The 13,205-nt window shown below is 68.1% G+C and carries 6 protein-coding genes; 4 read left to right on the top strand and 2 right to left on the bottom strand.

What is annotated here, in order from left to right; all coding sequences use genetic code 11:
- From H521_RS21895 to H521_RS0106745, 4 genes are all read left to right on the top strand, one after another.
- Positions 1 to 2,127 carry a glycoside hydrolase family 2 protein gene (locus H521_RS21895; protein WP_022892270.1) on the top strand — a complete coding sequence of 709 codons (2,127 nt, stop codon included), beginning with the start codon at positions 1 to 3 and terminating at the stop codon, positions 2,125 to 2,127.
- Between the two features lie 152 nt (positions 2,128 to 2,279).
- Entirely contained in the window at positions 2,280 to 2,468 is a 189-nt protein-coding gene (locus H521_RS0106755; RefSeq protein ID WP_022892269.1) for a hypothetical protein, read from the top strand.
- A complete protein-coding gene (locus H521_RS0106750; protein WP_022892268.1) occupies positions 2,465 to 5,641 on the top strand; it encodes a helix-turn-helix transcriptional regulator in 3,177 nt (1,058 codons plus the stop codon). Before H521_RS0106755 ends, H521_RS0106750 begins: the two co-directional genes overlap by 4 nt.
- Before the next feature lie 30 nt (positions 5,642 to 5,671).
- Positions 5,672 to 6,748, top strand: coding sequence for a LacI family DNA-binding transcriptional regulator (locus H521_RS0106745; protein WP_022892267.1), 1,077 nt, complete (start codon positions 5,672 to 5,674; stop codon positions 6,746 to 6,748).
- Between the two features lie 184 nt (positions 6,749 to 6,932).
- Here H521_RS0106745 and H521_RS0106740 read toward each other — a convergent pair whose 3' ends face one another.
- Together H521_RS0106740 and H521_RS24920 are read right to left on the bottom strand one after the other, a co-directional pair.
- Positions 6,933 to 10,160 carry a DUF7507 domain-containing protein gene (locus H521_RS0106740; RefSeq protein ID WP_169513972.1) on the bottom strand — a complete coding sequence of 1,076 codons (3,228 nt, stop codon included), beginning with the start codon at positions 10,158 to 10,160 and terminating at the stop codon, positions 6,933 to 6,935.
- Positions 10,161 to 10,392: 232 nt separating this feature from the next.
- Positions 10,393 to 13,014: a LuxR C-terminal-related transcriptional regulator gene (locus H521_RS24920; RefSeq protein WP_022892265.1), complete on the bottom strand. Its 2,622-nt coding sequence runs from the start codon at positions 13,012 to 13,014 to the stop codon at positions 10,393 to 10,395.
- Between the last annotated feature and the right edge of the window lie 191 nt (positions 13,015 to 13,205).

Raw genomic sequence — 13,205 nt, 5'->3', positions numbered from 1 at the left:
ATGTCAGTACTCCCTTCCGAGATCACGACGGTACAGCCGGGTTCATCGGCCATCGCCGAGATCCCTCGTCCCGAGTACCCGCGACCCGATCGCGACCGGTCCTCCCGCTGGGTGAATCTGAACGGGAGATGGTCGTTCGAGGCAGACGGCTATGCCGGTGAGATCACCGTTCCGTTCGCGTGGGAGAGCGAAGCGTCGGGGGTCAACCGATCCTGGCTCGAGCACGGTGTCTATCGTCGTCGCGTCGTCGCGCCGGAGGCGTGGGTCGGATCGCGACTCGTGCTCAGCTTCGGCGCGGTGCATCATCGCGCGGTGGTGCGGATCGACGGTGGTGTGGTGGGCGAGCACGTCGGGGGCTACGAGTCATTCGAGTTCGACGTCACCGACTACCTGTTGCCCGGCATCGAGTCCGAGCTCACGGTTGAGGTGACGGCACCGGCAGACAAGCGCGCCGTCGCTCACGGCAAGCAGCGGTCGATCCCGCGCGACGACTACGACGGAGTGTCGTTCACCCCGACGTCGGGCATCTGGCAGACCGTGTGGCTCGAGGCCCGCGGTCGCACCTACGCGCAATCGGTCATCGTGCGCGGCGACAGCCTCACCGGTCTCGACGTGGCCGTCGAACTCGCCGGCGACGCACCCGACGGCGCGTCCGTCTCCGCTCGCATCGTCTCGACGAATGAAGCGATCAGACTGACGACGGATGCCGCGGGGCGGGCGAGCGGGCGCATCGAACTCGCAGCACCCCGCCTCTGGTCGCCGTCGGATCCGCACCTGTATCGGATCGAGGTGAGCACCGGCGACGGCGAGGGAGCCGACTCCGTCGTCGCAGTCACCGGTCTGCGTCGCATCGAGGTGCGCGGCGAGCAGCTCTTCCTCAACGGCTCGCGACTCTACCTCCGCGGCATCCTCGACCAGGGATATTGGCCCGACACCGGTCTCACGGCGCCGACCGCGGACGCGCTCCTTCGCGACATCCGGCTCGCTCGAGACCTCGGCTACAACCTGGTGCGCAAGCACCTGAAGTTCGAGGAACCGATCTGGCTGCACGAGGCCGACCGCACCGGCACGCTCGTCTGGGCCGAACCGGCCTGCCCGAGCCGCTTCTCCGAGGCCGCGGCCGATGCGTTCGATGCGCAATTGCCGGCCATGGTCGAGCGCGACGGCAACCACCCGAGCATCGTGATCTGGGGTCTCTACAACGAGGAATGGGGCCTCGACTGGGACATCCCGGGCAGTGCCGCGCGCGCCGCCGCTGCAGAGCGAGCGTACGACCGGCTCCGTGGACTCGACGCGACCCGGCCCATCGTCGAGAACTCGGGGTGGTCGCACGTGAAGAGCGACCTCGTCGACTGGCACTACTACGAGCCCGACCTCGGGGAGTGGCGTCGCGCGGTCGCACGAATGGCGTCCGGAGAACAGGAGACGTTCCCGGTGCGTCTCGGCCCGGACTTCATCGTCGACAAGTCGCTCTACGGTTCGTCGGAGTTCCCGCGCACCGGGGTTCCCATCATCAACAGCGAGTACGGCGAGGGCTTCACGAGTCTCGAGCGCGCATGGCACCTGCGGTGGGAGACGCAGGAGCTGCGTCGACACGACCGGTTCGCCGGATACGTCTACACGGAGTTCGCCGATGTCGAACACGAAGCGGCGGGACTCCTCACCGCCGATCGTCGAGCGAAGGACTGGGGCGGATGCATCCCGGCCGACGTCAACGCCGACACGGTGCTCGTGCTCGACCTCGTGCCGTTGTCGGCCGGGGCCGACATCCTGCCTCCCACCGAGCCGTTCGGCATCGACCTGCGAGTCTCGCATCACGGCGACTCGGCGCTGGAGGCGACCGTGCATGCAGCATGGGTGCCCGCGGGATCCCCGGTCGATGAGCTCCCGGAGCACGACGATGCATCCTCCGGCTCGGTTCGAGTCGAGCCGTTCCGATTGTCCGAGACCGTGACCGTCACGGTGCCGCCGAGCGGGGGTGCGGCACGCCTGCTCATCTGGCTCCTCGACGAGCAGGGCAGGCTCTCGGCGCGGGCGTTCCTCGACGCCGCAGAGGTGGAGCCCCCGAACCGGCGCGGCGCACGAGCGGGCGAATACACCGATTCGCCGCTCGTAGGCGAAGCGTAGACGTCTGGTGCGCCCGGTATCCGGCGCCCTGGGCCCTCCGCCCTAGGCCCTCGAGGCGAGGAAATAGGGCGATCGCCCGATGGGTGGCAGGTGCCTTAGCGAGCACGCTGGAGGCATCCGGTCAGGCGATCGGAGGCACACCAGGAGGCATCATGCAGTTCTCAGCAGACTTCGTCGCAATGCACGCACACCAGAACGACGTGCTTCGTGCCGAGTGGGAGCTCGGCCTGCAGCGCGACGCCGAGGAGCGCGGCTCGGGCGATGCGGTGGCATCGCCCGAGCCCGTGCGCCGGCACCGCCGCCACCACGCGCACCGGGCCCAGCGACTCGCCCTGCGGTGACCACCGCGCCCACGGCGGGTGGAGTTGCGCCGAGCGCGATCACGGATGCCTCGACGGCCCACGATGTCGGCGGCACGTGGCACGATGAGATCGTGACCACGTCAGCGGCGGCCATGGTCGGCCGCGACGCCGACCTCTCGAGGCTCAACGAGCGACTCGACGAGGTACGCGCCGGCGCGCCGTTCACCGTCGTCATCGGCGGCGAGGCCGGCATCGGCAAGACCCGGCTGATCCGCGAGTTCCAGCGCGGGTTGCCGGCCGACGTGCGCCTGCTCGTCGGTCAATGCGTCGACCTCGGCAGCGTGGCGGCGCCCTACGCGCCCGTGAAGGCGGCGTTGCGCACCCTCGTCTCCGACATCGGCCCCGAGCGGGTGCTCGAGGCGGCCGGCCCCGGCCGCTCAGCGCTCGCGGCGCTGCTGCCAGAGCTCGCGGCATCCGAGTCCGTTGCTGCGAGCGCCGAGGCCCCGGCCGGTGTCGGCGCCGCAACGGGCCAGCTGCACGAGGGCATCGCGGTGCTGCTCGAGACCCTGTCGCGTGAGCGGCCGATCGTGTTCCTCATCGAAGACCTGCACTGGGTCGATGCTGCGACGCTCGCCCTGCTCCGCTTCCTCATGCGAGCGCTCGGCTCGAGCCGCGTGCTCACCGTGCTCACCTACCGCACCGAAGACGTCACGCGGGGGCATCCGCTGCGCGCCTTCCTCTCCGAGGCCGAGCGCGATCGCTGGGTCGAGCGTCGCGACCTCTCGCGGCTGACCCGCGCACAGGTTCGCAAGCTCACGAAGTCGCTCACCGGCGCGGCGCCCACCGACCAGGTGCTCGCCACGGTCTTCCGCCGCAGCGACGGGGTGCCGTTCTTCGTCGAAGAACTCGTCGGCCTCGACGGCTGTCGCGACGAGAGCGACCTGCCCGACACTCTTCGCGAGCTGCTGCTCGCCCGCTACGAGCGGCTCTCCGAACCCTCGCAGGCGCTGCTGCGGCTCGTCAGCGTCGGCGGCGTGCGCATCTCGCACTCGATGCTCGAATCGGTCTTCGACGGCACGGCCGCCGAGCTCGAGCTCGCTGCGCGCGAGAGCGTGCTGGCCGGAGTGCTCACGATCGACGGCGACGACTACGCATTCCGGCACGCCCTCGTGCGCGAGGCGATCCTCGCCGACCTGCTTCCCGGCGAACGAGCACGCTTCCACTCCCGCTACGCCGAGGCCTTCGAGGCGGCCGCAGCTGCGGGCACGCGCCGGCTCGCGGCCGAGATCTCCTTCCACTGGCTCGGCGCGCACGATGCCGCGCGGGCCTTCCCGGCCACGATCCAGGCGATGCGCGAGGCGCGATCCGCCGCGGCATACGCCACGGCGGCGCAGCTCGGCGAGCGGGCGCTCGGCCTCTGGGACGTCGTGCCCGACGCCGCGCGCGCCGCAGGCATGACGAAGCTCGAACTCATGGGCCGCACCGCGTCCCACCTGCGCAACGCCGGTGAGGGCGAGCGCAGCCTCGTGCTCGTGAAGGCCGCGCTCGCGGAGTGTCCGCGCGACGACCCCCAGTACCCCCGTTTCCTGCGCGACAAGGCGATGTACCTCGCCAACGTCGGGCGCCCCGGCTCGATCCCGGTGCTCGAAGAAGCGCTCGAGGCACTCGGCGAACACGGCTCGAGCGAGCTGCGCATGACGACGCTCACCGGGCTCGCCGGTCGGCTCATGATCGAGGGCCGCCTCGACGAGGCGGTCGAGACCGCCGAGCGCGCGCTCGCCGTGGCGTTCGAGATCGACTCCCCGCGTTACGCATCGATCGCCACGAACGTCGCAGCCGTCAGTCGCGCGAGCCGCGGCGAGGTCGAGGCGGGGCTCGCCGGGCTCGAACGGGCTCGTGAACTCGCCGAGGGCGACGGCGCGGCGCTGCTGCGCTACTGGGTCAACGCCTCAGACCTGCAGCACCTCGTCGGCAACCACCGCGAGGCCGTGCGGCTCGCCGAAGAAGGGCTCGAGCAGGCCCGCGCGCAGGGCGTCGAGCGCAGCTCGGGCGTGATCCTCGCCTCGAACGCCGTCGACCCGCTCTTCGCGCTCGGCGAGTGGGATCGCGCCGCCGCCCTGGTCGAACGCGCGATCGCCCTCGACCCGCCCGGCCCGTTCGGCGTCTACCTGCAGCGCGCCCGCATCTGGGCCATCCTCTGGCTCGGCGAGCCGGTGCGCGCCGCCGAGCAGTTGCGCGCCGTGCGTTCGGTGATGGCCGACATCATGCTGGTCGAGACCCAGACGCGGCTCAGTGTGAGCCGGGTCGCTGCCGAAGTGGCCCTCGCCAACGGCGACGTCGCCGAGGCGTGGCGCGAGGTGCGCCGCGTGCTCGACGAGCCGAACGCACCCAACGCGCCGCTGCCCGGCTACGCCCTGCCGCTGCTCTGGGTGTCGGCGAGGGTCGTCGGTGCCGCCCGATCGGGCGCCGTCGAACGGGCCGGCGGGCTCTCCGACTCGCTCGCGGCCGAGATCATCGCGGCCGAGCCGGCGTTGCGCCGACTGCTCGATCGGCTCGACGTCTGGCCCACTCATCCGCTCTGGGCGGCATTCTTCGAGGCAGAACTCGCCGCGGCACCGAGCGGAGCGACCGGTGGCTCCGGCAGTGCCGGCGGTTCCGGCGGCTCCGCTGGAACGAGCGCTGCAGCATGGCGAGCGGCCGCGCAGGCCGCAGCAGCGCCGGCGGCGGCGGGCTACCTCGCTCCCTACGCCCTGTTGCGCCAGGGTGAGGCCGAACTCGCTTGCGGCGATCGCGCCAGCGCCAAGGTCACCTTGCAGAGCGCGCTCGACCTTGCATCGAGCGGCGGGGTCGGGGCCATCCGCGATCGGGTCTCCCAGGTCGCCGCGGCTGCGGGGCTCGCGCTCGACGGCGGCATGGGCGGTGGCCGCGCAGCATCGGCCCACGTCGGTGCGGCGGGCAACGGCGCTGCCCCCGGCATCGCCGGCGCACCGGCATCCGACGACGCGGCGGCCGCCGCAGCCGCGACCGCCGAGCTCACCGCCCGCGAGCGGCAGGTGCTCGAGCTCATCGCCGAGGGCCTCAGCAACCGCCAGATCGGTGAGCGGCTGTTCATCAGCGGCAAGACCGCGAGCGTGCACGTCTCGGCGATCCTCCGCAAGCTCGGTGCGGCGACTCGCACCGAGGCGGCGTACCGTGCCGGCGTACTGCGCTGAGCTGAGACTCCGCGTATAGGCTCGATGCCCATGGGGAGCGAGCCGCGAGCGGATGACGCGAATCGGCGTCGGCCCAGCATCGCCGCCGTCGCTGCGGCGGCAGGTGTCTCACCGACGACCGTCTCGCACGCGCTGAGCGGAAGCCGGGCGGTGCGTGCCGCGACACGAGATCGAGTCATTCAGGCCGCCGCTGAGCTCGGCTACACGCCCAACCGGCTCGCGAGTGGTCTGCGACTGCAGCGCACGGGCGTGATCGGGCTCGCGAGCGACCGCATCGCGACGACCGCGTTCGCCGGCCGAATCGTGCAGGGTGCGCAGCAGGCGGCGCGCGAGCGAGACGTCGTCGTGATGGTGGTCGATTCCGAGGGCGACGCGGAGCTCGAGGCGCGCCAGTTGCGTTCCCTCGTCGATCACCGAGTCGACGGCATCCTGCTCGCGCGTATGTTCCATCAGCGGGTGAGCCGCCCCGAGAATCTCGGCGACACGCCGGTCGTGCTCGTCGACGCCGTGCCGGTCGACGGGTGGCAAGCGCCGTCGATCGCCCCCGACGAGCCCGCGATCGCGATGAAAGGGGTCGAGCACCTGCTGGCCGCCGGCCACCGCCGCATCGCGTTCGCGACGACGACGGATGACACGCCCGCGAGCCGTGGACGCGAGGCCGGGTTCCGTGCCGCCCTCACCGCCGCCGGCGTGGATGCATCTCCCGCGTTCATCGAGCGCGGCGCCTCCGATGCGATCGGGGGCCGCGAAGCGGGCCGCCGCCTCCTCGAGCGAGCGAGCGCGGAACGGCCGACAGCGGTGTTCTGCTTCAACGACCAGATGGCGATGGGCGTCTACCAGGCCGCGGCGGCACTCGGCCTCGACGTCCCGCGCGACTGCTCGGTACTCGGCGTCGACGACCTCGACATCGTGGCGGCGGCGCTGGCGCCCGCGCTCACCACGATCGCGCTGCCGCACCGGGCGATGGGCCGCTGGGGGATGAACACACTGCTCGACATGATCGACGGGGTCGATCGAGGTCGGCGAGCGGTAGCGGATGTCGCAACGCCGCTGTTTCTCAGGTGCGAGCTGGTCGAGCGGGGCTCCGTGGCGCCGCCGGCCCGCTGATCCGACATCCCTGCTCTCTAGTGAGGGAACCGGAAACGGCCGAGGTGCGGATGAATCATCCGACGAGCACAGGAGCTGGAGCGGAGCTTGTCGTGGTGCTGCGCTGCGAACCACGCGGCGCTGAGACGCAGAGAGTCCCGTACACGCAGTGTTTCGTATGCGTGCACGGGACTCTTTCGCGGTGTTATCGACTCGTTGTGTTCGCCATGCGATGCCGGCGAGCGGTTGCTACGCCGATGCCGCCGACCAGCAGGAGCGCCAGCGCTGTCGCCCAGAAGGGCAGTGCTTCGATGCCGGTCGCGCCCAATTGCGCGAGGCCACCTCCAGGAGTCACCGGCGGTGCGGGAGGCGTCGCCGGAGACGTGGCGAGCACGGTCGCTGTGTCCTCGTTCGACTCCACCGGCTGGTCCGTGGCGGTCGTGCCGGTCGCGGTAGCGACGTTGACGATCTCGCCGGCTGCAACATCTTCGGCGGTCACGCTGTATGGGGAGGCGACGAAGATGTAAATAGCTGCCGGTGGTAGGTAGTCGATCGGTTCGGGCAGGAGCTCGGCGATCAGCGCATCGTTCACGACAACGTCGTAGAGCGTGACGTTGCCCGTGTTCTGTACCCCGAACGTGTACACGATCGTTTCTCCGGCGTCGGCGGTGCCGTTGTTGTTCGTATCGTCGAGTTCGGCGGTCTTGTTGATCGCGAGTGACGGGTCGGCAGCAACGACGTCCTCGACGTGCTCGTCAACCGAGGAGAAGACCTCGGTGCCGTTCGGCACGTGACCGCGAGCAAAGGCGGTGTTGAGAACCTCACCCGCATCGACGTCGGCTTGGGTCACGGTGTATGGCGAGGCTGTAAAGGTCGCTGTCGCAGTTGGCAGGAGATCGGTTCCCGCCGGGAGCACGCTGGCGACTCGATCGTCGATGACGTTCACGCCGAGGAGGGTCGTGTTGCCGTTGTTCGTGACTTCGAACGTGTACGTGATCGTCTCGCCGACATCCGCCACGCCATTCGTGTTGGTGTCGTCGAGCGCTCCATCCTTCTCGATGGAGAGGGATGGTGCGAGCTCTGGCGTCGGAATGACCGCATTGGCCGGACCCGAAACGACATCTACCGGGCCGTCGACGGAGAGGTAGATGCCGCTTGCTGTTGCCGTGTTGAGCAGGGCGCCTGCGTCCACGTCGGCCTGAGTGGTCACGTAGTCGGCTTCGAAGAACGCGTTGGTGTTCGCTTCCACGTCGATTGACGCCGGCGTTGTGGTGCCGACCTTCGGGTCGTTGATCGTCACTCCGGTGAGGTCGACCGTTCCCTCGTTGTGAGTGACGAAGAAGTAGTGAACCGTGTCACCGACGTCGGCCAGGCCGTTGCCGTTGACATCGATGGTGATTTCCCCGGACTTCTCCAGGGTCAGGAGCGGATCCGGCACCGGGGTAAGAACCTTGGTGGTGTCGGTGTTGGATTCCACGGGCCCGATAGGGCTTACCGCGTCGGCGATGGCCGAGTTGTTCACTGAGCCGGTGTTGAGGTCGGCTTGCGTGACCACGTACGGGTCGGCCGTGAACACGTTCGTCTCTCCCGGAGCGAGGGTGACGGATGCGCTGATACCGGAGACCAGGTCATCGACGATCGTGGCGTCAGTGACCGTGACGTTTCCGGTGTTTTCGACAGTGAAGGTGTAGTCGATGGTCTCGCCGAGGTCGGCGACGCCATTGCCGTTCGTGTCGTTGAGTTCGGCTTGCTTGTCCAGCGTGATTGCCGGCTCTCGAGGAGGCGTCGGAACGAACTCGGTGTCCTCTTCAGAGACCACCGGGTCTTCGTCAGGACCCAGACCGATAGCAGTGGCGATATTCGTTACGCCGCCGGCATCGACATCAGCCTGCGTCACGACATATGGCGTGGACGTGAACAGCTGCTCGCCGAATACCGGCAAGTCGACGGGTTCCGGAGTGACGCCCGCGACGAGAGAATCGTCGACGGTCACGTCGGTGAGCGGGGCGTTGCCGGTGTTGCGCACCAGGAACGTGTAGTCGATCGTTTCGCCGACATCGGCAGCGCCGTTGGCGTTGGTGTCGTTGAGTTCGGATTCCTTGTCGATGCTGAGTCCGGGCGCGCATGCGGCTTCGATGCGGGTCTCGTCGCCGGCTTGTGCTTCGTAGTAGGTCCAGTTCTCGATCGAGCGCAGGTCCCCCCACGGCTGCGGCCAGCCGTGTGTTCCGAAGCCGGAGGTCAGCGTGGAAGTATCTACTCCGCTTCGGCCGTCGGCGTATGGCAACACGGCCTGCGTCCCTCGAGGTGCGAGATCGCGGTCGTCCCAGTAGACCTTGGGGTTCGGTGCCGTCACACCCGGGGTGAGTCCGGTCACCCGAATTCCGGAGGCGCTGTTGACGTTGCCGAGACGCTCCACGTCCTGGAGGACGAGGTGCATTTCACCGACGCGGTCGACGACGACTCGCGTGGAGAATGGTGCGCACACGTCCATGGGCTGGCCGGCGCCGTCGAGACCGTCGAACGGGACGGTGATGTGCCCGGGAGGGCTGCCCCACGGGATTGTGCGGTCGGCTGCGTCGTCGTAGGAACCGTTGTTGTCGGCGTCGATCTCGATCGAGTATCCGCCGTTGACGCCGGCGAGGTCGAACTCGATCTGCCCGGCGCGTGTGAACGGGCTGTTCGGGATCAACGTGAGATTCGTTGCGGCCGGTGCGATGGCCGTTGGTCGGATCCATTCCATGCCTTGAGCTGATGGAGCGTTCGCTGGCAAGTCGGCAGCAGGAGCGTCGAGGAAGATCTTGTAGGCGTCGCCGCACGCGTCGCTGTAGTCGTAGCGCGGGTCGATGAATACCCCGTTGGCACCGAACACTGTGCCCTCGACCGACTTGTAGATCGGGGTGCAGGTGCCGGCGTCGACCAGTCCGAAGCCGTTGGACTCGAAGTACGATCCGAGGCCGTTGTATGCGACGAGGAGCACTCCGTACAGGTAGCCCTCAGGGGTGGCGATCCACAGCGACTGGTTGGTTGCGCCGGCCTGGTTCTGCCCGTACCGCTCGACCCAGGTCCGTCCTGGAATCTCAACGTTTGCGGCGGTACGCGCTTCGACCTCCCAGTTCCAGTTCCAGTTCGTGGTGTTTGCGACGATCTCGTTGTCCTCGTACTTGATCGCCCACACCCCCGGAATCGAGGCGAGCCCCGTCGCTACACACGCGGAGCCGTTCGGCGAGCCCGCGTTGAAGTGGCAGGTCTGCTGCACCACGCCGGTCGGGTCTGTGATGGTGAAATCCGCCGCCTGATTCGGATCGCCGGCGAATTGGGTGAAGTTGTAATACGGAACTTCACCCGCCTCCACGTAGACGTAGAACGTCTGGTCGAGCATCAGGCGACTGCCCGGGTAGTTGGTGGTCGCCTGTGCACTCGTTGCGCCAGCCACCGCCAGCCCCAAGGCCATGACAGCCGCGAGGACCGCCGCAGCGGTCCTCCGAATCGTGTGCGTGCGCGCGTGTCTACCGTTCGTCACCGTTGATGCCCCCCAAGGAATGGGGGGCAAGCATCTCACGAAAGTTGCTTCGCATGCTTTTGGGGGTGAAGTCGAGGGTGAATTCGAGCCCCTCGCCTTGCCAAGCACTCGGTATCGGGGCGCTTGCGCCTCCGGCACAGATGCGTCATCGGTCGGCGTCCCTGCGTGTCCCCGGAGTCTCCGGGTAGGGCGGTAGTAGGTGTCGTGCGATCGCGATGGTGATCGCCTGCTTGCGGTTGGACGCACCGAGTTTGCGGTACAGGCTCTTCAGTTGCGTCTTCACGGTGTTCGTTGACACCGACAGTTCTGCGGCGATCACGCTGCTGCTTGCCGAGCGAGTGAGGGCGCGAAGCACGAGTCGCTCGCGTGGGGTGAGGATGGGTGCGGCGTCGCCGCCCTGGATGACGGAGGTCAGCTGTGGCGACACCGATGGTGCAGCGATGAGCGCAGTGAGACGCTCGCGGTCATCCGCGGGGATCAGAGTGAGCGGGAGCAGCTGGCCACGGCCGCCGAGAAGCGCCGAGGCACGTTCGATCGCGTTCTTGGCATGCGTTTCATCGACGGTTCGGAGCAGGGCGACCGCCTCGAGTACTGCCGCTTCAGTGGTCACTCGCGATGAAGGCGCGAATCGAGCGGCTTCGCGGGCCGCTCGGAGCGCGTCACCTGGTCGACCGGTGACGAGCGCGAGCCGTGCATGGTCCACCATCGAGCGCGCATTGGCTTCCGTTGCATCCCGGTGCAGCACTTCTCGTGCCGCGTCAGGGTTGCCGAGTGCGAGGTGCAAGAGCATGCGAACTGTGCTGAGCGCCCGGCGTGCCCTCGGCGTATGCCCGGCGCGGCCGTGTTCGGCGACGCTCGAGTCCAGCTTTTCGAGCCCGGTCGCCGCTTCTCCTGCCTGCAACGCGACCATCGCCTCGACACGCGCCATGACGAGCCAATGCTCACTCGTCGCGCGGTGAGGTGCGAACACCCGAACGTGACGTTTGGCCGATTCCACATCGAGTCCCTCGAGGGCGATCACCGCCTCGGCGACTCGGTAGAAAGTGCCTTGATAGCCGTCGACCAGCACGGTTGGCCAATCCCGGGCGCGAACGAATTCGACGGATTGACGGGCTTCGGGGATGTCGCCGTTCAACGCGTGGATGCCGGCGAGCATCGCGACGCAACTGAACCCCGACTCACGATGATCGCTTTCCGCGAGTGCGAGTCCCATGCTGAAGATTTCGAGGGCGAGGCTGACTTCGTTGCCGTAGTAGAAGGTGATGCCGAGTTGTGCGTAGATGAGGGGCAGTTGCTCGCGGTATTGGCCGGTCTCTTCGGGCGAGAGCCGTTCGGCGGCTTTGAGTGCACGCTGGGCTGGCGGGATGGCGCGTGCATGGAAACCAAGCACCCGCAGGGCGGAGCTCTCGGCGGCGCAGAGGAACACGCGGTCGCTCTGGGAGAGTGCGCCGTTCGTCGTCTTCGTCGCCGACGCGGCGAGGGCGAACAACTGCAGTCCGCGCATCCGGCGCACACCGACGGCGTTGTGGCAGATCGCCAGCAGCATGACGAGCAGCGGGTACGCGCGGAGCCGCTCGAGGGGCACCGTGCCGAGGATGCCGCGAACCTGTGTCCCGTGCTGTCGCAGCAGGGTGAACCAGGTGGACTTCACGACATGGGTCGCGAGAGTCAGGTCGTCACCGGCCACTGCGGATTCGAGAGCCGCTATCGCCATGCCGTTCTGCATGCGCCAATTCACGAGCGCCGCGTTCAGCCGAGGCAACTCCTCGGGGAATCGGGCCTTGAGCTCACGTCGCAGCAGTTCCCTCGCGAGTGGGATGAAGGTGAACCGGCGGGCGCCTTGCTCCGACCATTCACCGAATCCGTAGTCCGCTGCGGCGTCGAGGATGCTTCGAGCGTTGTCGTCCGCGGTGAGGTCGTGAGCGAGTTCGATGGTCAGCTCGTCGGCGAGACTCATGCGGGTCAGCGCGTCGATGATGCGCGGGTCGTATCCGGCCCCGGTGATCCGAGCTCGCATGAAGGCCTCGACGGAGTCGGCAGCCACTGCCAGTAGCTCGGCACGCGGGAGACCCGTGTTCGCCCGGGCAGCCAGAGCGTGAACGACGACGGGGAGACCGCCGGACAGCTGATGCACTTCTTCGGCCATCGCAGGGCTGATGTGCAGCGTCGCTCGGATTTCCTGCTGAGTGAACATGAGGTCGATCGGTGAGACCACGGCCCGATCGATCACGAATGCGAGGCCGGGTTCGTCGAGCTGGGTCGTCTGGTTCGCGGCGGCGATGACCCGTAGCGAGGGATGCCGCAGCAGAAGCTCGATGATGCTTCGGAGCGTCGACTCGTCCGCTACTGATGCCTTGTCGATGATGATCACGGGTGGCGCGTGCATGTCCGAGAGCGCGCCGTCGAGCGAAACGCCGGGTCCATCGCCCGTCTGCGCTGTGTCGACCGCGGCGTGCGCACGGGCAGCAGGGAGCAGCCCGCCCCGCGCGAGCCGCTGGAGCACTGCGACCGCGAATCCTTCGGGCGTGGACGATTGCGGCTCGATGTCAACCCAGATCACGCGCCGTTCCGAGCGGCCGGCCCACTGTCGCAGCAGCACCGTCTTGCCCGAACCACCGACACCTCGCACGACCGTCAACGGTGCATCCGAGTCGAGCAGCGCATACAGCCTCGGCCGCTCGAGCAGACCTGATGGGATGCGCGGAGCGTCTGCGATCGTGCCGCTCGACGCGACGGTGCGGTCGAACGAAGAATGCCATTTGCGCATGGGTCCCCAAATGCCTCGGTGCAAGGTGTGGGTTGCGCAGTCCCGAACACCTCTTCAGCCCAGCATGACCCCCGGTCGCACCAGATTGAAGGCCACGTTACCCGAAGTGTGGTGGAAGGTCCGGTTGCTGAATGGTGCGGCGGACTCAATCGAGGCGGCGACCAAGACTCTGCGCGAACGCTGGCTGCCCA

Source organism: Agromyces subbeticus DSM 16689 (assembly GCF_000421565.1).
GTDB lineage: Bacteria > Actinomycetota > Actinomycetes > Actinomycetales > Microbacteriaceae > Agromyces > Agromyces subbeticus.
The sequence above is the reverse complement of the archived record's forward strand: the minus strand, read 5'-3'. Positions and strand labels throughout refer to the sequence as shown.

Bases quoted from the DNA above. Each gene is read 5' to 3' on its own strand.
- H521_RS21895 (WP_022892270.1), top strand. From the start codon at position 1: ATGTCAGTACTCCCTTCCGAGATCACGACGGTACAGCCGGGTTCATCG.
- H521_RS0106755 (WP_022892269.1), top strand. From the start codon at position 2,280: ATGCAGTTCTCAGCAGACTTCGTCGCAATGCACGCACACCAGAACGAC.
- H521_RS24920 (WP_022892265.1), bottom strand. From the start codon at position 13,014: ATGCGCAAATGGCATTCTTCGTTCGACCGCACCGTCGCGTCGAGCGGC.
- H521_RS0106745 (WP_022892267.1), top strand. From the start codon at position 5,672: ATGGGGAGCGAGCCGCGAGCGGATGACGCGAATCGGCGTCGGCCCAGC.